Here is a 26,759-nt window from a genome sequence, read left to right on the forward strand (position 1 = left end):
GCGGCGCGCGCCGCGCTTCAGCCGCCGAAGGTGTAGGTCGTGGGGTAGCTGTTCGACGCCATCTCGCGCTCGCTGTCGTCGCGGAAATCGCCGTGGTGCGGGCTGAGCAGATACAGGTTGCGGTCGGCGCACAGCCGCGCCAGGTCGTCGGCCGATGCGACCTGCAGCGAGAGCCCGCCCAGCGTCAGCACCAGGGGGAAGGGCTCGGCCTGGTGGCGCTCGTAGATGCCGCGGCCTTCGCCGAGGTAGTCGAGCCGGTGGTCGATCACGCGAAAGCCCGTCTGGTAGAACATCTTGCGCGCGTCGAAGTCCGTGAAGAAGCGCAGGTGCGTGAAGTCGAGCAGGCCCCAATGGGTGTAGCGCCAATGCCCGCGCATGGCGTCGTACAGCATCGGCAGGTTGGACGCGTTCGGCAGGCTGACCAGGATCTGCGCATCCGGCGCGATGATGCGCTTCAGGCCGCTGAGCAGCTGCCACGGATTGACGAGGTGCTCGAGCACGTCGAACAGGCACACGAGGTCGAAGGGGCGCGTGAGGCCCATCGCGGCGAAGTCGACGGTTTCCACGTCCTGCTCGACGACCTTGTCGAAATGTTCGCGCGCCACCTGCGCCGCCGAGGCGTTGAACTCGCAGCCCCAGAGTTCGCAGCCGGGGTGGCGCCGGCGCAGTTCGTGGCCCACGCCACCGGAGCCGCACCCGATGTCGAGGGCGACCGTGGGAGGACGCTGGATCATGTCCAGGCACTCGGGCCTGGGGTTGAACGGGTAGACGTATTCCTTCTTGTCGCGGTCTTGCCAGAGAAAGTCGGTCACGGACAGCGTCCCCGTCAGGTGGGTCAGCCTTCCCGGCGCAGCGCCGGGAACAGGATCACGTCGCGGATGCTCGGCGAATCGGTCAGCAGCATCATCAGGCGGTCGATGCCGATGCCGCAGCCGCCGGTGGGCGGCATGCCGTATTCGAGGGCGCGCACGAAGTCGTGGTCGTAGAACATGGCTTCGTCGTCGCCGCTGTCCTTGGCGGCCACCTGCGCGTTGAAGCGCGCGGCCTGGTCTTCGGCGTCGTTCAGCTCGCTGAAGCCGTTGCCGAATTCGCGGCCGGTGATGTACAGCTCGAAGCGCTCGGTGACCTCGGGGCGCTCGTCGTTGGCGCGCGCCAGCGGCGAGATCTCGGTCGGGTGCTCCATGATGAAGGTCGGCTGCCAGAGCTTCTCTTCCACGGTTTCCTCGAAGTACATCACCTGCAGGCTGGCGAGGCTGCGCTGCGAGAGCTTGTCCTTTTCTTCGCTCAGGCCGAGCTTGCGCAGGGCGTTGATGAGCCAGGCGGTGTCGTCCACGCCATCGCCGGCATCGGTGTGCTTGAGGATCGCTTCGCGGATCGTCAGGCGCTCGAAGGGCTGCGTCAGGTCGACGGCCTTGCCGCCGTAGGTGAGCTGCTGCGTGCCCACGGCCTTGTCGGCGATGGTGCGGATCAGCGTCTCGGTGAAGTCCATGAGGTCGCGGTAGTTCCAGTAGGCCGCGTAGAACTCCATCATCGTGAACTCGGGGTTGTGCCGCACCGAGATGCCCTCGTTGCGGTAGCTCCGGTTGATCTCGAACACGCGCTCGAAGCCGCCGACGATCAGGCGCTTGAGGTACAGCTCGGGCGCGATGCGCAGGAACATTTCCTGGTCGAGCGCGTTGTGGTGCGTCTTGAAGGGCTTGGCGTTCGCGCCGCCCGGGATCGGGTGCAGCATGGGCGTCTCGACTTCGAGGAAGTCGTTGGCCACCATGAACTCGCGCAGCGCGCTCACGGCCTTGCTGCGCGCGGTGAAGCGCACGCGGGCCGACTCGTCGGTGATCAGGTCGACATAGCGCTGGCGGTACTTCTGCTCCTGGTCGGCCATGCCGTGGAACTTGTCGGGCAGCGGACGCAGGCTCTTGGTGAGCAGGCGCAGGCGGCTGACCTTGATCGACAGCTCGCCGGTCTTGGTCTTCATGAGCGTGCCTTCGGCACCGAGGATGTCGCCGAGGTCCCAGCGCTTGAAGTCGGCGTACGCCTCTTCGCCGATGGCGTCGCGCGTCACGTACAGCTGGATGCGGCCGGTGGCGTCCTGCACGGTCGCGAAGCTGGCCTTGCCCATCACGCGCTTGAGCATCATGCGGCCAGCCACGCTGACGGCGACGGCCTGTGCGTCAAGGGCTTCCGGCTCGGTGCCGCCATGCTGCTCGACCAGCGCCGCGGCGCGGTGGCCGGGTTTGAAGTCGTTCGGGAACGCGACCCCCTTGCCTTCGATCTGCGCCGTGCGCAGCAGCTTGAGCTTTTCGCGGCGTTCGACGATGAGCTGGTTGTCGTCGGCCGTGGACGTGGGAGAAGAGGAGGGCAGTTGTTCGTCGGACATGGGAGGCGTGTGGGGGCGCAGCAAGAAGAGGGAGGGTGTGCGCGGGCCGTGCATTTTAGCCCATCGGCCTTGAGCGGAATCGGCCTGAAGCGCCCGTCAGTTCTGTGAGGGTTGCTATCAAAAGTAGAGCTTAACCCTCAACGTTTTCAGCCGTTCGGCGGTGTCTCGGCGTCTGGCGTGCCTGCGTGGCGGTGCGCGATCCGTTGGGCGTCGTGCTGCATCACCAGCGTGCGCAGGCGATCCGGGTAGCCCATGTAGTGCAGCATGAAGCTGTCGCCGTCGTACAGCGCGGGGTGCGAATTGAAGGACACGCCATCGGAACGCGGCATGGCCGCGTCGCCGCCGGCCTCGGCCCAGGCGGCGACGAAGAAGGCCTGGTCGCCGCCCGAGGCGTAGACACCGCGCTTGTCCTGCACGGCGTCGATCAGCGCTTGCACGCGCTCCAGGTAGGCGATGCAGGCCGGCGTGTTCGAGAACACCATGAAGCCGCTGTTGAATTCGTAGCCCGACACGTCGCGCGCCAGCGCCACCGGCCGGCCACGCAGCAGGGACGCGAGCGGCCGTGCGCGGTCGTGGATGAGGATGTCGGCATCGACCCACGCGACCTGCTCGTGTTCGGCCAGGTGCTTGAGCAGCAGCCGGGGCTTGATCCAGTTGCCGGCTACGCGGCCCCGCAGCTCGGCGGGCAGGTCCCGGTAGACGTGGTGGGTGTGGCCGTGGTGGTCGGCGTACGCGGCGATGTTGCGTTCCGACAGCATGGCGTAGCCGGCGATGTTGGGCGTGTAGCTGGTCAACAAGGCGACGGGGCGGCCGGGGTTGCGTACTTCGTAGTCCGGCTGGCCCGTGGGGGCTGGCGGCAGGTCGTCGTAGAGCTGGCCGTCGCGCGCGAGCACTGCGTTCAGGTGCGCGACGAAGAGGCCCCGCACCCGCATGTCCTGGACATCGATGTGGACCGCGGGATTGAACGAGAGCACGAAGGCCGAGACCTCCGGCAGGTAGTGGCCGAAGCGGGCGAACAGCAGGTTGGGGTAGTGCCGGCCGTCGATGAGCTGGTGGTGCGGATGGGCCGCCAAGCCTTCGAGCTCCCGGTGCGCCCAGCGGTCGGTGCCCGCGTCGGGCGCGGTGCGCAGGCGTTCGAGCACTTGGGCCACCAGGGCCGTCGCCTCGGGGCCCGCACGCAGCATGAAGCAGCTGCCTTCGGGGCGGTGGTGGTGCTCGTTCTCGGCGATCCAGTAGGGCGCGTCGCCGATCACGGTCGGCGCGGGCAGTGGGGCGAGAAAGGCCGCGTCGTCGTCCGCGAAGACCAGCAGCGTGCCGTCGGGCGCATCGGCCAATGCCGAGCTCACCACGCTGTACTTGTAGACCAGCAGCGTGCGCGCGCTGTTGTGCGGCGTGCCGATGGCGTGCAGGCGGTGCGCGTAGCCCCAGCGGGCGCAGTAGGCGTGGTGGTTGTCTGCGAAGGCCTCCGCGCCCGCGCGCAGCAGGATCGAGTGGAAGCGGACCGGCGCCGGGCTCATCTCGCAGCGGGCCGTGTCTAGTCGGTGATGCCGGTGCGCGCCAGCAGGTCGCTGACCAGCTCCAGGCGCATCAACGGGCTGTCGAGCTCCATCAGGCGCTGCTTGAGTTCGAGCTGCATCGGCACCAGCTCGCACCAGCGGTTGGCCACCCACCCGCAGTCGTCGAGGCGATAGGGCGCGCCGATCGGCAGGCGCACGGTGTCGCCCTGCGCGTGGCGGCGCTCTTCGAGGGTGTCGATCAGGCGGCGCAGCGCGGTGGCGGTGTGGCGCAGGTCGTCGGGGATCTCGAGGTCGACGTCGTCGGCGACGGCTTCGACCTCGGCGATCCACAGGCCGTGCTTCTGCAACTCGCTGCTGCGCACACGAAAGCGCTGCGTGCCGACACATTCGATCTGCAGCAGGCCGCTTTGCGGCGCGTCGAAGGTGCGGATGTCGGCGAGCGTGCCGACGGCGGCAAAGCTCTCGGCTTCGGCGCCGGCCTTGCGCACTTCGGCGCCGCTCGTGAGGCTGACGACGCCGAACGGGGTGCCGGCCTTGCGGCACTTGCCGACCATGTCGAGGTAGCGGACCTCGAAGACACGCAGCGGCAGCAGGCCACCGGGAAACAGGACCGTACCGAGCGGAAAGAGAGGAATGCGCACGTTGAAAAGGACCGGGCCAGTCGCCGCGGTCAGCTGGGTTGAAGGATCAGGTTGAGGACGGTCGCGTGCTCGGGCCGCAGTATCCCCTGTGTCTGGAACGCGTGGCGCGCGTGGTTGAGCAGGTTCAGGATCGACTGCTGGCACTCGGCGGCGCTCTGGCCCCAGCGTGTGTCGACCTCGGACAAGGCACTGTGTGCCGCGCGATGCAGGTCGACCAGGTGGGCCAGGGTCTGGGGCATGTCGTCGGGGCTGCGATACAGCGTCAGCAACTGCTCGCACTCGCGGCCCTGCAGGCGCGGGAAGACCAGCGGCAGCAGGCGTCGGTAGATGCGGTCCCTCGAGGTGTAAAGGCGGTCGCGCGGCAAGCTGCGCGAGGTCATGCCCGGGTGGATGCGGTAGCGCGTCAGCGGCTCTGGCAGGTTCGCGAAATGCGCGCCATGCAGCATGCAATCGACCCAGAAACCGAGGTCGTCGACGGCATAGAGATTGGGGTCGAACTGCAGCCCGTGCGCGCGGTAGAAGTCCAGGCGCCCGGTCGTGCTCTGGTTCGCGAGGTAGTCGTAGCCTTCGACCATGCGGGCCTTGATCGTCGCGTCGTCCAGCGGCAGGCCGGTGACGCCGGCCTGGTCCTGGAAGTGCTCGAGCTGGCTGCCGACGACGGTGACCGACGGGTTGCTTTGCAGGAACGCGACCTGCTTGGCGAAGCGGTCCGGCGTGGCGCAGTCGTCGTGGTCGACGCGCGCCAGGTAGGTGCCCCGGGCCATCGCCATGGCGAGGTTCATGTTGGCCGGCAGGCCGACGTTGCAGGCGTTGCGGTGCCGCCGGATGCGCGGGTCGTCGAAGGCCGCCAGGCGCTCCCAGGTGCCGTCGGTGCTGGCGTCGTCCATGACCAGCAGCTCGAAGTCGGTGAAGGTCTGTGCCTGCAGCGACTGCAGCGTCTCGATGAGGAACTCGCCGCTGTTGAAGGTGGGGAGCACGACGCTGAGCAAAGGCATGGGGTTCCGTAGGGCGGTGTGGCCGGGGGCGAGGCTTGTGGTCCAGAATCGGAGCAGTCGCGCGCGTGCGCACCTCCCTGCCCATCCGACATGTTGTACCAGATACCCTCGTTTCTTCTCGACGTGATCGTCGGCCTGCTCGGCGGCGCCTGCCTGCTGCGCCTGTACATGCAATACCACCGCGTGCCCTTCGGCAATCCGCTGGGGCGCTTCGTGTTCGCCATCACCGACTGGATCGTGCTGCCGCTGCGGCGCATCGTGCCCGCGGTGAAGCGCTGGGACCTCGCGAGCCTGATCGCGGCCTGGCTGCTGGTGATGCTCAAGTTCCTGGTGCTGTGGCTGCTCGCCGGCAGCCTGGCGCGGATCACGGCGCTGCCGCTGGTGTCGCTGGTCGGCCTGCTGCAGCTGGCGGTGTCGGGCCTGACGGCGCTGCTGGTGGTGTATGCGGTGCTGTCGTGGATTCCCGGCGCTTCGCCGATGCTGCTCGACCTGATCTCGCGCCTGGCCGAGCCGCTGGTGCGGCCGTTTCGCCGCTTCATTCCGCTGATCGGCGGGGTCGACCTGTCGCCGCTGGCCGCCATCGTGGTGCTGCAGGTGGTGGCGATCGTGCTGGGCAACCTGCTGGTCTTCGCGTTCCGGCTCGGCGCCTGACGCGTCGGGGGACCCCAGACAGCAAAACGCCCGCACCGCCTTTCGGCGTGCGGGCGTTCAGGCCGAAGCCTGAGCTACGGTGAAGGTCAGAGCACCGCGTCGGCCGGCTGGCGCAGCAGCATGGCCAGCGTGCTGGCGATGGTCTTGCGCAGTTCGCGGCGGTCGCTGATGAAGTCGATCGCGCCCTTGGTCTGCAGGAACTCGGCGCGCTGGAAGCCTTCGGGCAGCGTCACGCGCACGGTCGACTCGATCACGCGCGGACCGGCAAAGCCGATCAGCGCCTTGGGTTCGGCGATCACCACGTCGCCCACGAAGGCGAAGCCGGCGCTCACGCCGCCCATGGTCGGGTCGGTCAGCACGCTGATGTAGGGCAGGCCCTTCTTCGCCAGGCGCGTGAGCGCGGCGTTGGTCTTGGCCATCTGCATCAGCGAGAGCAGGCCTTCCTGCATGCGCGCGCCGCCGGTGGCGGTGAAGCACACGAAGGGCACCTTCTGCTCGATGGCGGTCTCGACGCCGCGCACGAAGCGCTCGCCGACCACGCTGCCCATGGAGCCGCCCATGAACTCGAACTCGAAGCAGGCCACGACCACGCTGATGCTGTGGACGGAGCCGCCCATGACGACCAGTGCGTCGGTCTCGCCGGTGTTCTCCAGCGCTTCTTTCAGGCGCTCGGGGTACTTGCGGCTGTCCTTGAACTTCAGGGCGTCGACCGGCAGCACTTCCTGGCCGACTTCGTAGCGGCCTTCGGCGTCCAGGAAGGCGTCCAGGCGCGCGCGGGCGCCGATGCGGTGGTGGTGGCTGCAGCTCGGGCAGACGTTCTGGTTGTGCTCGAGGTCGGTCTTGTACAGAACGGTCTCGCAGGCCGGGCATTTGATCCACAGGCCCTCGGGCACCTGGCGGCGCTCGGACGGGTCGGTTTGTGCGATCTTGGCGGGTAGCAGTTTTTCAAGCCAGCTCATGGGGGCTCCTTGTGAGGGCAGTGATTATCGACCAGCCGCGTTCTTGGCCGTGGCGGCCGGCAGGGCGTCGAGCGCCTCGCGGATGCCGGCCAGGAATTCGCGCACCGTGGGCACCACGTTGTCGCGGGGCTGGTCTTCGATGAGTTGAATGATCTTGGTGCCGATGACCACGGCGTCCGCCGCCGAGCCGATGGCCTGCGCCGTGCGCGCGTCGCGGATGCCGAAGCCCACGCCGACGGGGATGCTCACGTGCTCGCGGATGCGCGGGATCATGCGCCCGACCGCCTCGGTGTCGAGGTGGCCGGCGCCGGTCACGCCCTTGAGCGACACGTAGTACACGTAGCCGCTCGCGATGCGCGCCACCTGCGCCATGCGCTCGGGGGTGCTGGTGGGGGCCAGCAGGAAGATCAGGTCGATGCCGGCGGCCTTCAGGTCGGCGGCGAAGTCCTCGCATTCCTCGGGCGGGTAGTCGACGACCAGCAGGCCATCGACGCCGGCCGCGGCCGCGTCGCGGATGAAAGCCTTCTTGCCGTGCACGAGGTCGTAGCGCTCGACCGGGTTGGCGTAGCCCATGAGCACGACCGGCGTGGTCGTGTCCTTCGTGCGGAAGGCGGCCACCATGGCGAGCACCTGCTTCATGCCGACGCCCAGCGCCAGCGCGGCTTCGCCAGCCTTCTGGATCACGGGGCCGTCGGCCATCGGGTCGGAGAAGGGCACGCCCAGCTCGATCACGTCGGCACCCGCCTCGACCATGCCGTGCATGAGTTCGGGCGTGATGTCGGCGAAGGGGAAACCGGCGGTGACGTAAGGAATCAGCGCGCGACGGCCTTGCGTTTGCAGGGCCTGGAACTTGGCGGCAATGCGGCTCATCACTTGCCTCCCTTCACGCTCAGGCCGCGCATCGAGGGGCGGTCGTAGAAATCGACGCCCGACAGGTCGGCGACGGTGCCGATGTCCTTGTCGCCGCGGCCCGAGAGGTTCACGAGGATGGACTGATCGGGGCGCATGGTCTTGGCGAGCTTCAGGGCGTAGGCCATGGCGTGGCTGGATTCGAGCGCGGGGATGATGCCCTCCGTGCGGCACAGGTAGTGGAAGGCTTCGAGCGCCTCGACGTCGGTGATGCCGACGTACTCGGCGCGGCCGATGTCGGCCAGGTAGGCGTGCTCGGGGCCGACGCCCGGGTAGTCGAGGCCGGCGCTGACGCTGTGCGTCTCGGTGATCTGGCCGTCGTCGTTCTGCAGCAGGTAGGTGCGGTTGCCGTGCAGCACGCCGGGGCTGCCGCGCAGGATCGAGGCGGCGTGCTTGCCGCTGTCCAGGCCTTCACCGGCCGCTTCCACGCCGATGAGGCGCGTGCCCGCGAACGGAATGTAGGGGTGGAAGATGCCGATCGCATTGCTGCCGCCGCCCACGCAGGCGACCACCACGTCGGGCTGTTTGCCCTCGGCTTCTCCGGTGATGCCGTCGGCCGCGAGCATGGCGGGCATCTGCGCGATGCACTCGGTGCCGATCACGCTCTGGAAGTCGCGCACCATCGTCGGGTAGGGGTGCGGGCCCGCCACCGTGCCGATGATGTAGAAGGTGTTTTCGACGTTCGTGACCCAGTCGCGCATGGCCTCGTTGAGCGCGTCCTTCAGCGTCTTGCTGCCGGATTCGACGGGCACGACGGTCGCGCCCAGCAGGTTCATGCGGTAGACGTTGGGGCTCTGGCGCTTCACGTCCTGGCTGCCCATGTAGACCACGCATTCGAGGCCGTAGCGCGCGCAGATGGTGGCCGTGGCCACGCCGTGCTGGCCGGCGCCGGTCTCGGCGATCACGCGGGGCTTGCCCATGCGGCGCGCGAGCATCGCCTGGCCGATCACGTTGTTGATCTTGTGCGCGCCGGTGTGGTTCAGGTCTTCGCGCTTCAGGTAGATCTGCGCGCCGCCCATTTCACGGCTGGTGCGCGCGGCGTGGTAGATCGGCGAGGGGCGGCCGACGAAGTGCTTCAGCTCGTAGTGGAACTCGGCCAGGAAGGCCGGGTCGTCCTTGAATTTGGCGTACGCGTCGCGCAGCTCGTTGATCGCGTGCGTGAGCGTTTCGCTCGCGAAGGTGCCGCCGTAGGGGCCGAAGTGGCCGCTGGCGTCGGGTTGCTGGTAGTCCTGAAATTGGCTTTGCATGGTTCTCGATCGATGGGCCGCAGCCCGAATGCGATCGGGTGCGGCGGCTAACTGGAGAAGGACGAAGCGTCGGCAGCCGAGGCTTTGACAGTGTTCGCCGCATCTGCGGCTCTCACGGCGGCGACGAATGCCCGGATCTTTCCGGCGTCCTTGAGGCCCTTGTGCCCGGGACCGTCGATTTCGACGCCCGAACTCACATCAACGGACAGCGTCTTGCAGCGCGTCCGCAGGCAGTGAATGCCATCGCTCACGTTTGCAGGTGTGAGCCCACCACTCAAGACGAGGTGAGCGTCGACGGCGGGTGGAAGAAGTGACCAATCGAAAGCCTTGCCGCCTCCGCCATAACCTTCGACATGGGCGTCGAGCAGGATGGCCTGGGCGCGGGAGTAATCGGACGCGTATTTTACGAGGTCGAAGCCGGCCCCGGCAGCCCCCAGCGGAATCCGGGCGGCGCGCATGTAACGAAAGCGTCCCGGGCCGGTGGCTTCCTCGCACTGTTCGGGCGTTTCTTCCCCGTGGAACTGCGCGATGGCGCCTTTCACGCGGGCCAGGGAGGCCAGGACTTCGGGAGCGTCCGCGTTCACGAACAACAGCACGGGCGTGATGAAGGGCGGCAGGCGCGAGGCCAGTTCGGCGGCGCGCTCGGCGCTCACGGCGCGCGGGCTCTTCGGGTAGAGCACGAAACCGATCGCGTCAGCGCCGGCCTCGACCGCCGCGTCCACGTCGGCCTCACGCGTGAGGCCACAGATCTTGATGCGGGTGCGCGGAGCGAGAGGAGCGGGGGATGTCATGGCGGGCCATCATACGAAGCCCGCGCGCCCTGGAACGTGGCCTCGGCCGGCAGACCCCACTTGGCGTCGTACAACGGGCCGAGAAAGTACAGGCCGTCGGCGGAGAAGGTGGGCGCCGCGACCTTGCGGCTGCGCGCCTCGAGCACCTCGGTGATCCATTCGGGCCGCTCGTCGCCGCGGCCGATGCGCACCAGGCTGCCCATCAGGTTGCGGATCATGTGGTGCAGGAAGGCGTCGGCCTCGAATTCGAAATGCCAGCGGCAGCGCTCGCCGTCGCCCACGCGCGTGATCTCGAGGCGCCGCAGGTCCTTGACCGGCGAGAGGGCCTGGCAGGCAGAGGCGCGGAACGAGCTGAAATCGTGCCGGCCCACCAGCAGCGCCGCCGCGGCGCGCATCGCATCGCCGTCGAGCGGGTACATCGACCAGCCGACCCGGCCCGCATCGAGGCTGGGCCGCACGGGCGACTGCGAGAGCACGTAGACGTAGCGGCGCGCCAGGGCGCTGGCGCGGCAATGGAATTCCTCGGGCACCGGGTGCGCCCACTGCACCGCGATGTCGTCGGGCAGGTAGCGGTTGGTGCCGCGCATCCAGGAGAACGGGTCGCGTTCGATGTCTGTGTCGAAGTGCACCACCTGCATCAGCCCGTGCACACCGGCGTCGGTGCGGCCGGCGCACAGCGTGCTGACCCGGCTGCCGGCGGACAGGCCGGCGAACTTCGCGAGGGCGGCTTCGAGCTTGTCCTGCACCGTGCGGCCCGAGCGCTGGCTCTGCCAGCCCTCGTATGCCTGGCCGTTGTAGCGGATGCCGAGTGCCAGCCTCACGAAGCGATCAGAAGGGCAGTCGGCAACCGGCTCAGCGCAGTTCGGCGAGCAGTTGCTTGGCTTGCGACTTGAGGTCGCCGGCGCTTTCGGCTTCGACTTCCTCGACCAGCGAGCGGGCGCCTTCGACGTCGCCGATGGCCTGCAGTTCGCGGGCCAGCGAAAGCTTCACGGCGTGCGGGTTGTCGTCACCGTCGTCGTCCAGGGCGGACGGCGAGGTGGCCACGGCCGCGGAACGCGGTGCTTCGGCGGCGGCGGAGCGGGCCGGCAGGCCGGCGAGGGCGCTCATGTCGAACTCGATGAAGCCCGAGTCGGCAGGCAGCGTGTCGCGCAGCATGGCCGGGCGGGTGTTGTGCTCCGCGTCGTTCAGCGACGAGGGGCGCGTGTGGGCAGTCAGGGCGCCGGGAGCCGTGTCGAAATCGTTTTCGAGATCGACAGGTGCCGCGGCGTGGCCGTTGCTCAGCGGGGCCGGTGCGGCCGTCGGCGCGTAGACCGACTTCGGCAGGCTGGCGCCCACCGGAGCGGGCGCCGGTGCGGGCGGCTGGGTCAGGTCGAGGTTGAAGTCCAGCGGCGCGACCGAGGGCATGAAGGCCGGCGGGGCCGACGCCACGGGCGGTGCGGCCGGGGGCGGCGGTGCCACGACGGCGGCTGCGGCTGCGACTGCGGCAGCCGGCTTGGCGGCAGCGGCCAGCGCGCCGGCGAATGCCGCGGTTTCGGCCTGGCTGGCGCCTCGCGCGGTGCCCGTGCCCGATTCGTACAGCGGGTTGCCCGGGTCGAGGTCCTTGCCCATGTCGACCACGCGGTTCCATTCGGAGCCCGCGCCGTTGGTCAGCTTGTGCACTTCGGTGGCCAGGCCGTCGAAGGCGCGCACATCGCGGCGCTTGGCGTGGATTTCGAGCAGCTTCAGGTGGATGGCGGTGCGGTCCGGGTTCAGGCGCAGCGCTTCACGCAGGATTTCCTCGGCCTGCAGGTCGCGGCCGTAGGCGAGGTAGACGTCGGCTTCGGCGACCGGGTCGACATCGCCCGCATCGAGCTGGCTCGGCGAGTACGACAGCGATGACACGGTGGAGTCGCCGCGGTTCTTGGTGTCGACCGATTCGCCGCCGCTGGCGCCGAAGAACGAGTCCTTGGGAATGCGGCTCTCGAGGAACACGCTTTCGCTCATTTCTTCGCGGCGGCGGCCCAGCACGCGGTACAGCAGGAAGCCGACCAGCAGCGCGATCAGCGCGGCGCCGGCGAGCATCAGCGGGTTGTCGAGCAGCTCGTCGAGGAAGCTGCGCTCCGGCGGGGGCGGCGGCGGTGCCGCCTTGACCACGGGCTTGGGCGCGACGACAGGCGCGGCGGCTGCAACTGCAGCGCTGGCTGCGGCTGCCACGGGCAGGGCGGCTGCGTCGGTGGCCGACGGTGCGGCGGCCGCGGCGGGTGCTGCAGCGGAGGCCGCGGCGACCGGGGGCGTTGCAGCGGGCGCGGCTGCCGGCGCCGGCGTTGCCGGTGCGGTGGCTGCGGCGGCAGGGGCCGCGGCGGGTGCAGGAGCGGCCGCGACCGCTGGCGTCGGCGTCGTGGCACCGGTCAGCGGTGCGGGAACGGCGATGCCGGGCGTGGTGGCCGGCGCTGCGGGCGCTGCGGCGGCAGCGGACGATCCGGTGCCCGTGCCGGTACCGGCCTTGAGCTTGTTCAGCTCGTTGATGTTCTTCGTGAGTTCGGCGACGCGGTTGCTGCTGTCCTGCGCCTGGCGGGCCTGCGCGACCTTTTCATCGGCGGCGCGCGCGGCGGCGTTGCCTTGCGACACCGTGAGCTTGTCGGGTGCGCTGGCGGCGGCATTGCGGTCTTCCACGCTGGCCTGCAGCTTGCCCGAGGCCTGGCGGCTCGCGGCGGCCACGTTGGTGGTCGGGGCGTTTTCGGCGAGGCGCTGACGGTAGCTGCCGAAGTCGCGGCTTTGCGCGGTGATCGTGCGGCGCGCGTCAGCGGCTGGCACGGCGCTCGCTGCGGCGGCGTTCGGCAGGTCGAGCACGGCACCGGCCTTCATCCGGTTGACGTTGCCGCCGACGAAGGCGTCGGGGTTGGCGTTCAGCAGCGCGACCAGCATCTGGTCGAGCGAGACATCGGCGGGCTTGTGGGCGGAGGCGATCTTGCCGGCGGTGTCGCCACGGCGCACCGTGACTTGCTCGCCACTGCCGCCGCTGGGGGCTGCGACGGCGGCACGTGCCGGCGCAGGAGCCGGTGCGGCCGCAGGGGCCGGTGCTGCTGCCGCGGGTGCGGGCGTTGCAGCGACCGCGGGCGCGGGTTCGCGGCGCACGCGCGGGGCGGGCGCGGGGCGCTCGACCGGCGTGGCGATCTGCGGTGCGATGGGCGCGACCGGCGCGGCTGCCGCCTGGCGCGTGGCCGGCGGATCGAGCAGCACGGTGTAGTCGCGCACGATGCGGCCCGAGGCGCCATTGGCTTCGAGCAGCAGGTCGATGAAGGGATCGTTGAGCGGGCGGTTGCCGGCCAGGCGCACCACGTACTGGCCGCCGGCGCGGCGCTGCAGCGTGGCTCTCACGTCGCCGAGGGCCGCGTTGTACGGGATGCCTGCGTTCTTGAAGGCTTCGGCCGTGGCGATGTTGATCTTCAGGCCTTCCGCCTCGTTGGCGGCCATTTCAGTGACATCGATCTCGGCGCGCAGCGGTTCGCCCAGTGCCGACTGCACCCGCAGCGGTCCCAGAGCGAAGGCGCTGGCGTCGGCGCTGGCCAGTCCCAGCGTCAGGGCCGCAGCGGCACCCAGGATGGAAAGGCGCCAGCCATTCGACGGCAGGGCGGGGCGGGCGGCCGAAGGGCGGGCCGCGGGCAACAGATGTCTTGTCATGCTGATAGGGGCGGCTCAGGCCCTGAATTTGTAAGAGGACGTTAGCATCATCACCATGCACTGACAAGGCAATGCGCCTGATCTACCCAGTGCGCGCATACTTCCGATGACATCCTGTGTTGCCTTTTGGCAACATTTTTGTATTTCAAGGCCCTGAGCTGCCCGCATCAGGCTTCGAGCAAGATGCGCAGCATGCGACGCAGCGGTTCGGCCGCGCCCCACAGCAGCTGGTCGCCGATGGTGAAGGCGCCGACGTACTCGGGGCCCATCGCCAGCTTGCGGATGCGGCCGACCGGGATGTCCATGGTGCCCGTCACGGCCACCGGCGTCAGGTCCTTCACGGTGGCTTCGCGCGTGTTCGGCACGACCTTGGCCCAGGGGTTGTCGGCGGCGATCATCGCTTCGATGTCGGCCACCGGCACGTCCTTCTTGAGCTTGAAGGTCAGGGCCTGGCTGTGGCAGCGCATCGCGCCGATGCGCACGCAGAAGCCGTCCACCGGCGTGGCGGCGGTGCCGAAGCCCGCGCCCTGGCCGAGGATCTTGTTGGTCTCGGCGCCGCCCTTCCACTCTTCCTTGGACATGCCATCGCCCAGGTCCTTGTCGATCCAGGGGATCAGCGAGCCGCCCAGCGGCGCGCCGAAGTTGGCGATTTCGGAGGCGCTCAGGTTCTGCTGCTTGTGCAGCACCTTGCGGTCGATCTCGAGGATGGCCGACTTCGGGTCGTCGAGCAGCGCGCGCACTTCGGCGTTCAGGGTGCCGAACTGGGTCAGCAGCTCGCGCATGTGCTGCGCGCCGCCGCCCGAGGCCGCCTGGTAGGTCATGCTGGTCATCCACTCGACCAGGCCGGCCTTGTAGAGGGCGCCCACGCCCATGAGCATGCAACTGACGGTGCAGTTGCCGCCGACCCAGTTCTTGCCGCCCTTGGCGAGCGCGTTCTGGATCACGGGCAGGTTGACGGGGTCGAGCACGATGATCGCGTCATCGTTCATGCGCAGTGTGGAGGCCGCGTCGATCCAGTGGCCGTTCCAGCCGGCGGCGCGCAGCTTGGGGAACACCTCGCTGGTGTAGTCGCCGCCCTGGCAGGTGATGACGATGTCGCACTTCTTCAGTGCCTCGATGTCGTTCGCATCCTTGAGCGTGGTTTCGTTCTTGGCCATCGCCGGGGCCTTGCCGCCCGCGTTCGAGGTCGAGAAGAAGACCGGCTCGATGAGGCCGAAGTCGCCTTCGGCCTGCATGCGGTCCATGAGGACCGAGCCGACCATGCCGCGCCAGCCCACGAGGCCGACCAGAGGTTGCTTGGATGCGTTCGCCATTTCAGTTTGCCCTTAGTGAAGAAAGAAAAAATCAGTCTTTTTTGCCCCCGACTCGTCGGCCGGGGGAGGGCGTGACGAAGCGGGCTGCGGTTAGCCGGTAATCGTCTTTTTGGTGATGGCTGCTACGACCGCGTCGCCCATTTCGCGGGTGCCGACGCGCTTCGTGCCTTCGGACCAGATGTCGCCCGTGCGCAGCCCGGAGGCGAGCACGTGCTTGACCGCCGACTCGATACGGTCGGCAGCTTCGGGCTGGTTGAGGGAGAAGCGGAGCATCATGGCAGCGGACAGGATTGTAGCCAAAGGATTGGCAACCCCTTTGCCAGCAATGTCGGGCGCGCTGCCGTGGCTGGGCTCGTACAGGCCCTGGTTGCTCGCATTGAGCGAGGCCGAGGGCAGCATGCCGATGGAGCCGGTGAGCATCGCGGCCTCGTCCGAGAGGATGTCGCCGAACATGTTGCCGGTGACCACCACGTCGAACTTCTTGGGCGCCTTCACGAGCTGCATGGCCGCGTTGTCGACGTACATGTGGTCGAGCTCGACGTCCGGGTACTCCTTGCCGACCTCGGTCACGATGTCCTTCCAGAACTGGAAGGTCTCCAGCACGTTGGCCTTGTCCACGCTGGTCACGCGCTTGCTGCGCTTGCGGGCGGCCTCGAAGGCCACGCGGGCGATGCGCTCGACCTCGGGGCGCGAGTAGCGCATCGTGTCGAAGGCCTCTTCAGCGCCGGGGAAGTGACCATCGGTGGCGATGCGGCGGCCGCGCGGCTGGCCGAAGTAGATGTCGCCGGTCAGCTCGCGGATGATGAGGATGTCCAGGCCCGCGATCAGCTCGGGCTTCAGGCTCGAGGCGCCCACCAGCTGCTCGTAGCAGATGGCCGGACGGAAGTTGGCGAACAGGCCCAGGTTCTTGCGCAGCCCCAGGATGGCCTGCTCGGGCCGCAGCGGGCGGTCGAGCTTGTCGTACTTCCAGTCGCCGACGGCGCCGAACAGCACCGCGTCGGATTCCTTCGCGAGCTTGAGCGTCGAATCGGGCAGCGGGTGGCCGTGCGCCTCGTAGGCCGCACCGCCGACCAGTGCCGATTCCATCTCGAGCTTCAGGTCGAGGACTTCGAGCACCCTGACGGCTTCCGCCACGATTTCGGTGCCGATGCCGTCACCCGGGAGAACTGCGATTTTCATAAGTTGGTCTGAGGTTTTTTCTTGAAAACGGAAATGCCGCCGATCACGAGATCATCGTGTGCGCGAGCCAGGGCTTCTGCGCCAGGCGCTCGGTCTCGAAGGCCTTGATCTTGTCCTTGTGGCGCAGCGTCAGGCCGATGTCGTCCAGCCCGTTGATCAGGCAGTACTTGCGGAAGGCCTGCACGTCGAACGCGAACTCCTGGCCGTCGGGCTTCACGACCACCTGGCGTTCCAGGTCGATGGTCAGCGTATAGCCCGGGAAGGCGAAGGCTTCGTCGAACAGCTGCGAGACCTGCGACTCGGGCAGCACGATCGGCAGCAGGCCGTTCTTGAAGCTGTTGTTGAAGAAGATGTCGGCGTAGCTCGGCGCAATGATCGCGCGAAAGCCGTACTGGTCGAGGGCCCACGGCGCGTGCTCGCGAGACGAGCCGCAGCCGAAGTTCTTGCGCGCCAGCAGCACCGAGGCGCCGGCGTAGCGCGGCTGGTTCAGCACGAAGTCGGGGTTCGGCTTGCGGCTGGCCGGGTCCTGGCCCGGAAAGCCGGCGTCCAGGTAGCGCCACTCGTCGAACAGGTTCACGCCGAAGCCGGTCTTCTTGATCGACTTGAGGAACTGCTTGGGAATGATCGCGTCGGTGTCGACGTTCTCGCGGTCCATGGGGGCCACGAGGCCCTTGTGCACGGTGAATTTCTGCATGTGATGTCTCCAGATCAGGCGAAGGTGCGCACGTCGACGAAGTGGCCGTGCACCGCGGCAGCGGCGGCCATGGCCGGGCTCACGAGGTGGGTGCGGCCACCGGCACCCTGGCGGCCTTCGAAGTTGCGGTTGCTGGTCGATGCGCAGCGCTCGCCGGGCTCGAGGCGGTCGGCGTTCATCGCCAGGCACATCGAGCAGCCGGGCTCGCGCCATTCGAAGCCCGCGGCCTTGAAGATCACATCGAGCCCTTCGCGCTCGGCCTGTTCCTTCACCACGCCCGAACCGGGCACGACCATCGCGAGCTTCACGTTCTTCGCGACCTTCTGGCCGAGCTTCTTCACCACGGCGGCGGCTTCGCGCATGTCCTCGATGCGGCTGTTGGTGCACGAGCCGATGAACACCTTGTCGATGAAGATGTCGTTCATGGCCTTGTTGGGCTCCAGGCCCATGTAGACCAGCGCGCGCTCGATGGCGCTGCGCTTGCTGGCGTCCTTTTCCTTGTCGGGATCGGGCACGCGTCCGTTGATCTCGACCACCATCTCGGGCGAGGTGCCCCAGGTGACCTGCGGCTGGATCTGCGCAGCGTCGAGCTCGACCACGGCGTCGAAGGTCGCGCCGGGGTCGGACTGCAGCGTGCGCCAGTAGCTCACGGCCTGGTCCCATTCGACGCCGGTGGGCGCGAGCGGGCGGCCCTTCACGTAGGCGATGGTCTTTTCGTCGACCGCCACCAGCCCGGCGCGCGCGCCGGCCTCGATGGCCATGTTGCAGACCGTCATGCGGCCTTCCATGCTCAGGTCGCGAATCGCCGAGCCGGCGAATTCAATGGTGTAGCCCGTGCCGCCGGCGGTGCCGATCTTGCCGATGATGGCCAGCACGATGTCCTTGGCCGTGCAGCCCAGCGGCAGCTTGCCTTCGACCTTCACGAGCATGTTCTTGGCCTTCTTGCCCAGCAGCGTCTGCGTGGCCATCACGTGCTCGACCTCGCTGGTGCCGATGCCGTGCGCGAGTGCGCCGAACGCGCCGTGCGTGGAGGTGTGCGAGTCGCCGCAGACCACCGTCATGCCCGGCAGCGTCGCGCCGCTTTCCGGGCCGATCACGTGCACGATGCCCTGGCGCTTGCTCAGGAACGGGAAGAACGCGGCGGCGCCGAACTCGGCGATGTTGTGGTCCAGCGTGGTGACCTGTTCCTTGCTGGTCGGGTCGGCAATGCCTTCGTAGCCGCGCTCCCAGCCGGTGGTCGGCGTGTTGTGGTCGGCGGTGGCCACCACCGAGCTGATGCGCCACAGCTTGCGGCCGGCTTCGCGCAGGCCTTCGAAGGCTTGCGGGCTGGTCACTTCGTGCACCAGGTGGCGGTCGATGTAGAGGATCGCGGTGCCGTCTTCCTCGGTGTGGACGACGTGTTCGTCCCAGATCTTGTCGTAGAGCGTGCGTGCCATGTCGGTCTCTTGTCTTTCGTGGGGAAATGGATTGTCTGTCGAGGCGGTCTAGGCCGCGAGTCGTTCGGTGGCGTCGGCCGAGTCGGCCGCCGCGTGCAGGTGGTTCACCAGCGTGCGCGCCGCCACCGGCAGGGTGGAGAAGTCGCGCGCCACCAGCCGAATCTCGCGCGCCGCCCAGGCGTCGTTGAGCGTCACGCTCACGAGGCCGCGGCCGATGCCGTTGTGCATGAGTTCGAAGGCGCGCTGCGGCATCACGCCGATGCCCAGGCCGTTGTCGATCATCCGGCACATGGCGTCCAGGCCCGTGACGTGGATGCGCAGCTTCACGCTGCGGCCGGCGCTCAGCGCCGCTTCGTGCATCGCCACGTAGATCGAGCTGTTGGTGTGCAGGCCGACGTGGTCGAAGGCCAGCGAGTCGACGAAATCGATCGCGTCCTGCGCGGCCAGCGCGTGCCCCTCAGGAACGATCAGCGCGAGGCGGTCGTGGCGGTACGAAAGGCTCTGCAACTCGCCCGCGCCGCCGGCCACGTGGCACACGCCGAGGTCGGCCGCGCCCTCCTGCACCGCGCGGATCACTTCGCTGCTCAGGTGCTCCTCGAGGTCGATCTTGATGGCCTCGTGCGCGCGCGAGAACACGCCCAGGTCTTCCGGCAGGAACTGCACGATGGCCGAGATGTTGGCGTGCACCCGCACGTGCCCGCGCACGCCGTCGGCGTATTCGCTGAGCTCGCCCTGCATCTTCTCGAGGCTGTAGAGCACCGAGCGGGCGTGGTGCAGCAGGCTTTCGCCAGCCGGCGTGAGGTCGACGCCGCGCGCATGGCGGTAGAGCAGGGCGGTGCCGAGCGTGGCCTCCAGGTCGGACAGCCGCTTGCTGACGGCCGAGGCCGCAATGAACTCGCGCTCCGCCGCACGCCCGATGCTGCCCAGCTCGCACACGGCCACGAACAGCTGCAACGACGTGAGGTCGATGCGGCGGGCAAAGTTGCGTTCGGACGTGCTCATGGGGGCTTGGGCATCGCGTTTGGCGATGACTTTGCTATTTTCTTCCTGTTTTGAAGCCCTTGCCATCGCGATGCGCGATGACCTCGCTGCCGGCTGGCGAGGAGGGGCATGCCGAACGGGCAATAAAAAAGCTGCCCGGAGGCAGCTTTTTTCAGGGAGCGGAGGTTCCGCAGCCGGTCGATCAGCGAGCCGAGATCGGTTTCACGTCACGCTTGGGCGAGCCTTCGAACAGCTGGCGCGGGCGGCCGATCTTGTACTCGGGGTCGCCGATCATTTCGTTCAGCTGGGCGATCCAGCCGACCGTGCGGGCCAGCGCGAAGATCGCGGTGAACAGCGGCACGGGGATGCCGATGGCGCGCTGCACGATGCCCGAGTAGAAGTCGACGTTCGGGTACAGCTTGCGCGACACGAAGTACTCGTCTTCCAGGGCGATCTTTTCGAGTTCCTTGGCGAGCTTGAACAGCGGGTCGTTTTCCAGGCCCAGCTCGGTCAGCACTTCGTTGCAGGTTTCCTGCATCAGCTTGGCGCGCGGGTCGTAGTTCTTGTACACGCGATGGCCGAAGCCCATCAGCTTGACGTTCGAGTTCTTGTCCTTGACCTTCTTGATGAACTCGCCGATCTTTTCCACGCCGCCTTCGCGCTGGATGTCGTACAGCATGTTCAGCGCCGCTTCGTTGGCGCCGCCGTGGGCCGGGCCCCACAGGCAGGCCACGCCGGCTGCAATGGCCGCGAAGGGGTTGGTGCCCGACGAGCCGCACAGGCGCACCGTCGAGGTCGAGGCGTTCTGCTCGTGGTCGGCGTGCAGGATGAAGATGCGGTCGAGCGCGCGCTCGAGCACCGGGTTCACCTTGTACTCTTCGCACGGCGTGGCGAACATCATGTGCAGGAAGTTGCCTGCATAGCTGAGTTCGTTCTTCGGGTACATGTACGGCTGGCCGACGGTGTACTTGTAGGCCATGGCCACGAGCGTGGGCATCTTCGCGATCAGGCGGATCGCGGCGATCTCGCGGTGCTCGGGATTGTTGATGTCCGTGCTGTCGTGATAGAAGGCCGACAGGGCGCCCACGAGGCCGGTCATGATGGCCATCGGGTGGGCATCACGGCGGAAGCCGCGCAGGAAGAACTGCATCTGCTCGTTGACCATCGTGTGGTTGGTCACGAGCTTGGTGAAATTGGCCTTCTTGCCGGCGTCCGGCAGCTCGCCGTACAGCAGCAGGTGGCAGGTCTCGAGGAAGTCGCAGTTGGTGGCGAGCTGCTCGATGGGGTAGCCGCGGTACAGCAGCTCGCCCTTGTCACCGTCGATGTAGGTGATGGCCGACTGGCAGGCGGCGGTCGACATGAAGCCCGGGTCGTACGTGAACATGCCGGTCTGTGCATACAGCTTGCGGATGTCGATCACGTCGGGCCCGATGGTGCCCTTGTAGATCGGCAGTTCGACGTTGTCGCCGCCATTGCTGAACGACAGCGTGGCCTTGGTATCGGATGCTTTCATTTCGGTTTACTTTCAGAGGTGGATTCAGGACGAAGGAGAAAAAATGGCAGGACGCTGAGCGCCGTCGGTACGCATCAGCTGCAGCAATGCGACCACCTCGGCCCCGGCCCATGCGGGCTCGGGCTCCTTTCTGCACAGCAGCAGGTCGAGGAGGTCGTTGTCCGACAGGTCCATCAATGTCTCCATCGCTCCCGCTTGACCGACGGTCATGTGGGATTCGTGCCGCTCGAAGAAGCGGGCGATGAACAGGTCGTTCTCCAGCAGGCCGCGCCGGCAACGCCACTTGAGCTTGCTCAGCGCACGTTCGCCGAGCAGCGTATCGGGGGCGTTGGCGGGGGTCGACATAAGTAAGGCTTCTCGGAAAAACCGTCAGATGGCGCGACGCACCATCAGTTCCTTGATCTTGCCGATGGCCTTGGTCGGGTTCAGGCTCTTCGGGCACACGTCCACGCAGTTCATGATCGTGTGGCAGCGGAACAGGCGGTACGGGTCTTCCAGGTTGTCCAGGCGCTCGGCGGTGGCTTCGTCGCGGCTGTCGGCGATGAAGCGGTAGGCCTGCAGCAGGCCGGCCGGGCCGACGAACTTGTCGGGGTTCCACCAGAAGCTCGGGCAGCTCGTGGAGCAGCTCGCGCACAGGATGCACTCGTACAGGCCGTCGAGCTCTTCACGCTCTTCAGGCGACTGCAGGCGCTCCTTCTCGGGCGGCACGGTGTCGTTCTGCAGGTACGGCTTGATCGAGTTGTACTGCTTGAAGAACTGGGTCATGTCGACGATCAGGTCGCGGATGACGGGCAGGCCCGGCAGCGGCTTGAGCACGACGGTGCCCTTGAGCGTGTTCATGTTGGTCAGGCAGGCCAGACCGTTCTTGCCGTTGATGTTCATCGCGTCGGAGCCGCAGACGCCTTCGCGGCACGAGCGGCGGAACGACAGCGTGGGATCCTGCGCCTTGAGCTTCATCAGGGCGTCCAGCAGCATGCGTTCGTGGCCGTCGAGTTCGACCTCGACCGTCTGCATGTAGGGCTTGGCGTCCTTGTCCGGGTCGTAGCGGTAGATCTGGAATGTGCGCTTCATCGTATGGACCTTGTAAATATTCTTAGAACGTGCGGACCTTGGGCGGCACGGATGCCACCGTCAGCGGCTGCAGCTTGACGGGCTTGTACGAGAGGCGGTTGTCCGCGCTGTACCAGAGCGTGTGCTTCATCCAGTTGGCGTCGTCGCGGCCCAGCGGTGCGACCGGGTCGTCCGCGGGACGCTCGTAGTCTTCCACCGTGTGGGCGCCGCGGCATTCCTTGCGGGCGGCGGCGGAGACCATCGTGGCCTGCGCCACTTCGATCAGGTTGTCGACTTCCAGCGCTTCGATGCGGGCGGTGTTGAACACCTTGGACTTGTCCTTCAGGCCGATCGACTTGACGCGCTCGCGCACGGCGGCGATCTTGACCACGCCTTCGTCCATCGAGGCCTGCTTGCGGAACACGGCGGCGTGCTGCTGCATGACGGCGCGGATCTCGCCGGCCACGTCCTGGGCGTATTCGCCGCCGGTGGAGGCTTCGAGCTCGTTCAGGCGCTGCAGGGTGCGGTCGGCCGCATCCTTGGGCAGTTCCTTGTGTTCCTTGAGCTTGTCGTTGAACTCGACGATGTGGTTGCCGGCCGCGCGGCCGAACACCAGGAGGTCGAGCAGCGAGTTGGTGCCCAGGCGGTTGGCGCCGTGCACGCTCACGCAGGAGCATTCGCCCACGGCGTACAGGCCGTTGACCACGGCGCTGTTGTCTTCACCCTTCTGGATGACGACCTGGCCGTTGATGTTCGTCGGGATGCCGCCCATCTGGTAGTGGATGGTGGGCACCACGGGAATCGGTTCCTTGGTGACGTCGACGTTGGCGAAGTTGATGCCGATCTCGTAGACCGACGGCAGCCGCTTGTGGATGGTGTCGGCACCCAGGTGGTCCAGCTTCATGTGGATGTAGTCCTTGTTGGGACCACAGCCACGGCCTTCCTTGATTTCCTGGTCCATCGAGCGCGAGACGAAGTCGCGCGGGGCCAGGTCCTTCAGGGTGGGCGCATAGCGCTCCATGAAGCGTTCGCCGTTGCTGTTCAGCAGGATGGCGCCTTCGCCGCGGCAGCCTTCGGTCAGCAGCACGCCCGCGCCGGCCACGCCGGTGGGGTGGAACTGCCAGAACTCCATGTCCTGCAGCGGGATGCCCGAACGTGCGGCCATGCCCAGGCCGTCGCCGGTGTTGATGAACGCGTTGGTGGACGCACCGAAGATGCGGCCTGCGCCGCCGGTGGCCAGCAACACGGTCTTGGCCTGCAGGATGTGCAGGTCGCCGGTTTCCATTTCGAGGGCCGTGACGCCGACCACGTCGCCTTCGTTGTCGCGGATGAGGTCCAGCGCCATCCATTCGACGAAGAACTGGGTGCGGGCTTCGACGTTCTTCTGGTAGAGCGTGTGCAGCATCGCGTGGCCGGTGCGGTCGGCCGCGGCGCAGGCGCGTTGCACGGCCTTCTCGCCGTAGTTGGCGGTGTGGCCGCCGAACGGACGCTGGTAGATCGTGCCGTCGGGGTTGCGGTCGAAGGGCATGCCGAAGTGCTCGAGCTCGTACACGACCTTCGGTGCTTCACGGCACATGAACTCGATCGCGTCCTGGTCGCCGAGCCAGTCGGAACCCTTGATCGTGTCGTAGAAGTGGTAGTGCCAGTTGTCCTCGCTCATGTTGCCGAGCGAGGCGCCCACGCCGCCCTGGGCGGCGACGGTGTGCGAACGGGTCGGGAACACCTTGGAGAGCACGGCCACGTTGAGGCCGGCACGGGCGAGTTGCAGCGAGGCGCGCATGCCGGAGCCGCCGGCACCGACGATCACGACGTCGAACTTGCGCTTGGTGATGTTTTCTTTTGTGTAGGTCATGGTGGGTCAGATCTTCCAAAGCACTTGAATGGCCCAACCCGCACAACCGACAAGCCAGACGATGGTGAAAACTTGCAGCACGAGACGGATGGCGACAGGCTGGACGTAGTCCATCCACACGTCGCGCATGCCGACCCACACGTGATAGAGCAGGGCAACGATCACGGAGAAGGTCAGGACCTTCATCCACTGTGCGGCGAAGATGCCGGCCCACAGGTCGTAACCGATGGGGCCGCGCGAGAAGATCACCTGCGCGAGCAGGATGATCGTGAACAGCGCCATCAGGGCGCCGGTGATGCGTTGGCTGAGCCAGTCGCGCAGACCGTAGTGCGCGCCGACGACGATGCGCTTGGAGCCGTAATTCACAGACATGGTGGGCTCCTTCTCAGTACAGGCCGAACAGCTTGGCGCCAAGCACCAGCGTGAGGATGACGCTCGCAGCCAGCGTGAAGATGGCCGAGCTGTGACCGAATTCCTTCGTCACGGCGGAGTGGCTCACGTCCATCCAGAGGTGACGCAGGCCGGCGATGAAGTGGTGCAGGTAGGCCCAGATGAGGGCCAGTGCGACGAGCTTGAAGAACCATCCCGGAGCGAAGCCGACGCCGATGTTGAAAGCAGACTTGAATTTCGCGAACGAATAGTCAGATGACAGCGAGGTGTCGAACATCCAGATGATGAAGGGCATCAGCAGGAACATCAGCACACCGCTCACGCGGTGCAGGATCGACACGATGCCGGCCGGCGGCAGCCGGTAGGTCGTGAGATCGGTGAAGGCGTTGATGTTCCGGAATTCGCGACGCGGCGGCCGGGGGGGAGTTGCAAGCTCTGTCATAGGGAGATGGCTTTCGTGGCTTTGTGACTTGTTGGCTTGTTCTGAGAGCGAACGCTTTTGTTTCTTCTGCGGAATGCAAACAACGCAAAATTCTATTGCAATGCACCATCGCGCATCGGACGCGCAGGAGTCAACGCACTGCGCCAGTCGGATGCTCGGGGCTCGAGGTTGCGTTGCGCGGGCTGAGTGTGCGCGTTTGTGCCCGCGCGGGCGAGGTTCTTCGGCGCCATCGGATCAGCCCAGCTGGTTGCGGTAGTGGTGGGTGTCGGTGCGGTACAGGCCGCGGCGCAGTTCCATCGGCATGTCGTGGTACGTGTGCGCCACGCGCTCCACGCTCAACAGCGGCATCTGCAGCGGCACGTCGAGCAGCTGCGCCTGTTCGGCATCGGGCAGCACGGCGCGGATCTTTTCTTCGGCGCGCACCATGCGTACGCCGAACTCGGTCTCGAACATCGCGTACATCGGGCCGGGCCAGGCGCGCAGCCGGTCGGCCGTGAGTCCCTTGAAGGGCGTGCCGGGCAGCCAGAGATCTTCGAGGATGGTCGGCACGCCGCCATAGGCGAGCACGCGGCGCACCTGCAGCACGGCGTCGCCGGTGCGCAGGCTCAGCGCGCGCGCCACGTCGGCCGAGGCGCGCAGGCGCTTGCAGTCGACGATGGTGCGCTCGGCCGGACCTTCGGCGCTCGGGCTGCCGGCGTCGGGCACCAGCTTGAGAAAACGGTACTGCACATGCTGCTCGGCATGCGTGGCCACGAAGGTGCCCTTGCCCTGGCGGCGCACCACCAGGTTTTCGGCCGACAGCTCGTCGATCGCCTTGCGCACCGTGCCCTGGCTCACGCGGTAGCGCACGGCCAGATCCATCTCGCTGGGGATGGGCTCGCCCGGCTTCCACTCGCCGGCCTGCAGGCTCTGCAGGATCAGGGTCTTGATCTGCTGGTAGAGCGGACTGAAGGACGGCGTCGTGGGCTCGTCGAGGGTGGAGGGCGTGTTCATGGCAGCGGTGGGGTGCGCCGTGGCGGACCCCCAGAGGATATCTTATATAAGACATAAGACGGCCTTTGTCGAATCGGCTTAAAATGCGGCCCGGTCCCGCGCCGCGGGAAAGCTTCCCCCCGCTGGACCGCGGCGCCCCACGAGAGCGCTAACCCGTTTCACCACCTTCTGGAGTCTTCCCATGAGCAAAAAGCCTGTCCGCGTTGCCGTTACCGGTGCCGCCGGTCAAATCGGTTACGCCCTGTTGTTCCGTATCGCTTCCGGCGAAATGCTCGGCAAAGACCAGCCGGTCATCCTGCAACTGCTCGAAATCCCCGACGAGAAGGCCCAGAAGGCGCTCAAGGGCGTGATGATGGAGCTCGACGACTGCGCCTTCCCGCTGCTGGCCGGTATGGAAGCCCACGGCGACCCGATGACCGCCTTCAAGGACGCCGACTACGCCCTGCTGGTCGGTTCGCGCCCCCGTGGCCCCGGCATGGAACGTGCCGAGCTGCTGGCCGTCAACGGCGCCATCTTCACGGCACAAGGCAAGGCGCTGAACGCCGTCGCCTCGCGCAACGTGAAGGTGCTGGTCGTCGGCAACCCCGCCAACACCAACGCCTACATCGCCATGAAGTCGGCACCGGACCTGCCGCGCAAGAACTTCACCGCCATGCTGCGCCTGGACCACAACCGCGCTGCCAGCCAGATCGCCGCCAAGACCGGCAAGGCCGTGGCCGACATCGAAAAGCTCACCGTCTGGGGCAACCACTCGCCCACGATGTACGCCGACTACCGCTTCGCGACCATCAATGGCGAAAGCGTCGCCAAGATGATCAACGACCAGGAATGGAACGCCAACACCTTCCTGCCGACCGTCGGCAAGCGCGGCGCGGCCATCATCGAAGCGCGCGGCCTGTCGTCGGCTGCCTCGGCCGCCAACGCCGCCATCGACCATATGCGCGACTGGGCCCTGGGCACCAACGGCAAGTGGGTCACGATGGGCATCCCGTCGGACGGCCAGTACGGCATTCCGAAGGACGTGATGTTCGGCTTCCCGGTCACCTGCGAAAACGGTGAGTACAAGCTGGTCGAAGGCCTCGAGATCGATGCCTTCAGCCAGGAACGCATCAACAAGACGCTCGAAGAGCTCGAAGGCGAACGCGCCGGCGTCGCTCACCTGCTGTAAA

The 26,759-nt window shown here is 67.2% G+C and carries 25 protein-coding genes; 2 read left to right on the forward strand and 23 right to left on the reverse strand.

Going from position 1 to position 26,759, the window contains the following annotated elements:
• Window positions 1-17: 17 nt before the first annotated feature.
• From AC1RAD_RS31040 to AC1RAD_RS31060, 5 genes are all read right to left on the reverse strand, one after another.
• Window positions 18-812 carry a class I SAM-dependent methyltransferase gene (locus AC1RAD_RS31040; protein ID WP_492738957.1) on the reverse strand — a complete coding sequence of 265 codons (795 nt, stop codon included), beginning with the start codon at window positions 810-812 and terminating at the stop codon, window positions 18-20.
• A 23-nt stretch (window positions 813-835) separates the two neighbouring features.
• Window positions 836-2,377, reverse strand: coding sequence for a lysine--tRNA ligase (gene lysS, locus AC1RAD_RS31045; protein ID WP_492738959.1), 1,542 nt, complete (start codon window positions 2,375-2,377; stop codon window positions 836-838).
• Between the two features lie 146 nt (window positions 2,378-2,523).
• On the reverse strand, window positions 2,524-3,894 hold the full coding sequence (locus AC1RAD_RS31050; protein ID WP_492738961.1) for a glycosyltransferase family protein: 1,371 nt from the start codon (window positions 3,892-3,894) through the stop codon (window positions 2,524-2,526).
• 17 nt (window positions 3,895-3,911) lie between these two features.
• Window positions 3,912-4,535 carry an LON peptidase substrate-binding domain-containing protein gene (locus AC1RAD_RS31055; protein WP_307694803.1) on the reverse strand — a complete coding sequence of 208 codons (624 nt, stop codon included), beginning with the start codon at window positions 4,533-4,535 and terminating at the stop codon, window positions 3,912-3,914.
• A 29-nt stretch (window positions 4,536-4,564) separates the two neighbouring features.
• A complete protein-coding gene (locus AC1RAD_RS31060) occupies window positions 4,565-5,530 on the reverse strand; it encodes a glycosyltransferase family 2 protein (RefSeq protein ID WP_492738964.1) in 966 nt (321 codons plus the stop codon).
• A gap of 90 nt (window positions 5,531-5,620) precedes the next feature.
• On the opposite strand from AC1RAD_RS31060, the gene AC1RAD_RS31065 reads away from it, so the two are divergent.
• A complete protein-coding gene (locus tag AC1RAD_RS31065; protein ID WP_056572059.1) occupies window positions 5,621-6,181 on the forward strand; it encodes a YggT family protein in 561 nt (186 codons plus the stop codon).
• Window positions 6,182-6,267: 86 nt separating this feature from the next.
• On the opposite strand, the gene accD is transcribed toward AC1RAD_RS31065, so the two are convergent.
• The 18 genes from accD to AC1RAD_RS31155 form a co-directional block, all read right to left on the reverse strand.
• The gene (accD, locus tag AC1RAD_RS31070; RefSeq protein WP_062475492.1) at window positions 6,268-7,140 is read right to left on the reverse strand and encodes an acetyl-CoA carboxylase, carboxyltransferase subunit beta; all 873 of its coding nucleotides are present in this window, start codon (window positions 7,138-7,140) and stop codon (window positions 6,268-6,270) included.
• A 24-nt stretch (window positions 7,141-7,164) separates the two neighbouring features.
• The gene (gene trpA, locus AC1RAD_RS31075) at window positions 7,165-8,010 is read right to left on the reverse strand and encodes a tryptophan synthase subunit alpha (RefSeq protein WP_307694801.1); all 846 of its coding nucleotides are present in this window, start codon (window positions 8,008-8,010) and stop codon (window positions 7,165-7,167) included.
• A complete protein-coding gene (gene trpB / locus AC1RAD_RS31080; protein WP_062475486.1) occupies window positions 8,010-9,296 on the reverse strand; it encodes a tryptophan synthase subunit beta in 1,287 nt (428 codons plus the stop codon). Before trpB ends, trpA begins: the two co-directional genes overlap by 1 nt.
• 47 nt (window positions 9,297-9,343) lie before the next feature.
• Entirely contained in the window at window positions 9,344-10,087 is a 744-nt protein-coding gene (locus AC1RAD_RS31085; protein ID WP_492738966.1) for a phosphoribosylanthranilate isomerase, read from the reverse strand.
• Window positions 10,084-10,908: a tRNA pseudouridine(38-40) synthase TruA gene (truA, locus tag AC1RAD_RS31090; protein WP_492738968.1), complete on the reverse strand. Its 825-nt coding sequence runs from the start codon at window positions 10,906-10,908 to the stop codon at window positions 10,084-10,086. Before truA ends, AC1RAD_RS31085 begins: the two co-directional genes overlap by 4 nt.
• Before the next feature lie 31 nt (window positions 10,909-10,939).
• Window positions 10,940-13,747 (reverse strand): FimV/HubP family polar landmark protein, encoded by a 2,808-nt coding sequence (locus AC1RAD_RS31095; protein WP_492738970.1) that lies wholly within the window; start codon window positions 13,745-13,747, stop codon window positions 10,940-10,942.
• A gap of 167 nt (window positions 13,748-13,914) precedes the next feature.
• Window positions 13,915-15,060 carry an aspartate-semialdehyde dehydrogenase gene (gene asd, locus AC1RAD_RS31100; protein WP_062479697.1) on the reverse strand — a complete coding sequence of 382 codons (1,146 nt, stop codon included), beginning with the start codon at window positions 15,058-15,060 and terminating at the stop codon, window positions 13,915-13,917.
• 90 nt (window positions 15,061-15,150) lie between these two features.
• Window positions 15,151-16,239: a 3-isopropylmalate dehydrogenase gene (leuB, locus tag AC1RAD_RS31105; RefSeq protein ID WP_492738972.1), complete on the reverse strand. Its 1,089-nt coding sequence runs from the start codon at window positions 16,237-16,239 to the stop codon at window positions 15,151-15,153.
• A gap of 43 nt (window positions 16,240-16,282) precedes the next feature.
• The gene (gene leuD, locus AC1RAD_RS31110) at window positions 16,283-16,933 is read right to left on the reverse strand and encodes a 3-isopropylmalate dehydratase small subunit (protein ID WP_062479700.1); all 651 of its coding nucleotides are present in this window, start codon (window positions 16,931-16,933) and stop codon (window positions 16,283-16,285) included.
• A gap of 14 nt (window positions 16,934-16,947) precedes the next feature.
• On the reverse strand, window positions 16,948-18,369 hold the full coding sequence (gene leuC, locus AC1RAD_RS31115) for a 3-isopropylmalate dehydratase large subunit (protein ID WP_070062267.1): 1,422 nt from the start codon (window positions 18,367-18,369) through the stop codon (window positions 16,948-16,950).
• A gap of 48 nt (window positions 18,370-18,417) precedes the next feature.
• Complete coding sequence (locus tag AC1RAD_RS31120; RefSeq protein WP_139702445.1) at window positions 18,418-19,371, reverse strand: LysR family transcriptional regulator; 954 nt, start codon at window positions 19,369-19,371, stop codon at window positions 18,418-18,420.
• A gap of 181 nt (window positions 19,372-19,552) precedes the next feature.
• A complete protein-coding gene (gene gltA, locus AC1RAD_RS31125) occupies window positions 19,553-20,863 on the reverse strand; it encodes a citrate synthase (RefSeq protein WP_056572035.1) in 1,311 nt (436 codons plus the stop codon).
• A 24-nt stretch (window positions 20,864-20,887) separates the two neighbouring features.
• Window positions 20,888-21,208: an FAD assembly factor SdhE gene (locus AC1RAD_RS31130; RefSeq protein WP_062479704.1), complete on the reverse strand. Its 321-nt coding sequence runs from the start codon at window positions 21,206-21,208 to the stop codon at window positions 20,888-20,890.
• 24 nt (window positions 21,209-21,232) lie between these two features.
• Window positions 21,233-21,934 carry a succinate dehydrogenase iron-sulfur subunit gene (locus AC1RAD_RS31135; RefSeq protein ID WP_062479706.1) on the reverse strand — a complete coding sequence of 234 codons (702 nt, stop codon included), beginning with the start codon at window positions 21,932-21,934 and terminating at the stop codon, window positions 21,233-21,235.
• Window positions 21,935-21,956: 22 nt separating this feature from the next.
• Complete coding sequence (sdhA, locus tag AC1RAD_RS31140) at window positions 21,957-23,765, reverse strand: succinate dehydrogenase flavoprotein subunit (protein ID WP_095949551.1); 1,809 nt, start codon at window positions 23,763-23,765, stop codon at window positions 21,957-21,959.
• A gap of 6 nt (window positions 23,766-23,771) precedes the next feature.
• The gene (sdhD, locus tag AC1RAD_RS31145; protein ID WP_056572026.1) at window positions 23,772-24,137 is read right to left on the reverse strand and encodes a succinate dehydrogenase, hydrophobic membrane anchor protein; all 366 of its coding nucleotides are present in this window, start codon (window positions 24,135-24,137) and stop codon (window positions 23,772-23,774) included.
• A 13-nt stretch (window positions 24,138-24,150) separates the two neighbouring features.
• Complete coding sequence (sdhC, locus tag AC1RAD_RS31150) at window positions 24,151-24,597, reverse strand: succinate dehydrogenase, cytochrome b556 subunit (RefSeq protein ID WP_354342788.1); 447 nt, start codon at window positions 24,595-24,597, stop codon at window positions 24,151-24,153.
• Between the two features lie 234 nt (window positions 24,598-24,831).
• A complete protein-coding gene (locus AC1RAD_RS31155) occupies window positions 24,832-25,590 on the reverse strand; it encodes a GntR family transcriptional regulator (protein WP_095746448.1) in 759 nt (252 codons plus the stop codon).
• A 181-nt stretch (window positions 25,591-25,771) separates the two neighbouring features.
• On the opposite strand from AC1RAD_RS31155, the gene AC1RAD_RS31160 reads away from it, so the two are divergent.
• Window positions 25,772-26,758, forward strand: a complete 987-nt coding sequence (locus tag AC1RAD_RS31160) for a malate dehydrogenase (RefSeq protein ID WP_042578072.1) — start codon at window positions 25,772-25,774, stop codon at window positions 26,756-26,758.
• Window position 26,759 lies beyond the last annotated feature (1 nt).

The organism is Variovorax sp. GW823-FHT04B03 (assembly GCF_058796495.1).

What these genes read in the sequence shown, in the direction of transcription:
- lysS (WP_492738959.1), bottom strand. Translation starts at nt 2,377, where the DNA reads ATGTCCGACGAACAACTGCCCTCCTCTTCTCCCACGTCCACGGCCGAC.
- AC1RAD_RS31050 (WP_492738961.1), bottom strand. Translation starts at nt 3,894, where the DNA reads ATGAGCCCGGCGCCGGTCCGCTTCCACTCGATCCTGCTGCGCGCGGGC.
- AC1RAD_RS31060 (WP_492738964.1), bottom strand. Translation starts at nt 5,530, where the DNA reads ATGCCTTTGCTCAGCGTCGTGCTCCCCACCTTCAACAGCGGCGAGTTC.
- AC1RAD_RS31065 (WP_056572059.1), top strand. Translation starts at nt 5,621, where the DNA reads ATGTTGTACCAGATACCCTCGTTTCTTCTCGACGTGATCGTCGGCCTG.
- accD (WP_062475492.1), bottom strand. Translation starts at nt 7,140, where the DNA reads ATGAGCTGGCTTGAAAAACTGCTACCCGCCAAGATCGCACAAACCGAC.
- trpA (WP_307694801.1), bottom strand. Translation starts at nt 8,010, where the DNA reads ATGAGCCGCATTGCCGCCAAGTTCCAGGCCCTGCAAACGCAAGGCCGT.
- trpB (WP_062475486.1), bottom strand. Translation starts at nt 9,296, where the DNA reads ATGCAAAGCCAATTTCAGGACTACCAGCAACCCGACGCCAGCGGCCAC.
- AC1RAD_RS31085 (WP_492738966.1), bottom strand. Translation starts at nt 10,087, where the DNA reads ATGACATCCCCCGCTCCTCTCGCTCCGCGCACCCGCATCAAGATCTGT.
- AC1RAD_RS31095 (WP_492738970.1), bottom strand. Translation starts at nt 13,747, where the DNA reads ATGACAAGACATCTGTTGCCCGCGGCCCGCCCTTCGGCCGCCCGCCCC.
- asd (WP_062479697.1), bottom strand. Translation starts at nt 15,060, where the DNA reads ATGGCGAACGCATCCAAGCAACCTCTGGTCGGCCTCGTGGGCTGGCGC.
- leuB (WP_492738972.1), bottom strand. Translation starts at nt 16,239, where the DNA reads ATGAAAATCGCAGTTCTCCCGGGTGACGGCATCGGCACCGAAATCGTG.
- leuD (WP_062479700.1), bottom strand. Translation starts at nt 16,933, where the DNA reads ATGCAGAAATTCACCGTGCACAAGGGCCTCGTGGCCCCCATGGACCGC.
- leuC (WP_070062267.1), bottom strand. Translation starts at nt 18,369, where the DNA reads ATGGCACGCACGCTCTACGACAAGATCTGGGACGAACACGTCGTCCAC.
- AC1RAD_RS31120 (WP_139702445.1), bottom strand. Translation starts at nt 19,371, where the DNA reads ATGAGCACGTCCGAACGCAACTTTGCCCGCCGCATCGACCTCACGTCG.
- gltA (WP_056572035.1), bottom strand. Translation starts at nt 20,863, where the DNA reads ATGAAAGCATCCGATACCAAGGCCACGCTGTCGTTCAGCAATGGCGGC.
- AC1RAD_RS31130 (WP_062479704.1), bottom strand. Translation starts at nt 21,208, where the DNA reads ATGTCGACCCCCGCCAACGCCCCCGATACGCTGCTCGGCGAACGTGCG.
- AC1RAD_RS31135 (WP_062479706.1), bottom strand. Translation starts at nt 21,934, where the DNA reads ATGAAGCGCACATTCCAGATCTACCGCTACGACCCGGACAAGGACGCC.
- sdhA (WP_095949551.1), bottom strand. Translation starts at nt 23,765, where the DNA reads ATGACCTACACAAAAGAAAACATCACCAAGCGCAAGTTCGACGTCGTG.
- sdhD (WP_056572026.1), bottom strand. Translation starts at nt 24,137, where the DNA reads ATGTCTGTGAATTACGGCTCCAAGCGCATCGTCGTCGGCGCGCACTAC.
- sdhC (WP_354342788.1), bottom strand. Translation starts at nt 24,597, where the DNA reads ATGACAGAGCTTGCAACTCCCCCCCGGCCGCCGCGTCGCGAATTCCGG.
- AC1RAD_RS31155 (WP_095746448.1), bottom strand. Translation starts at nt 25,590, where the DNA reads ATGAACACGCCCTCCACCCTCGACGAGCCCACGACGCCGTCCTTCAGT.
- AC1RAD_RS31160 (WP_042578072.1), top strand. Translation starts at nt 25,772, where the DNA reads ATGAGCAAAAAGCCTGTCCGCGTTGCCGTTACCGGTGCCGCCGGTCAA.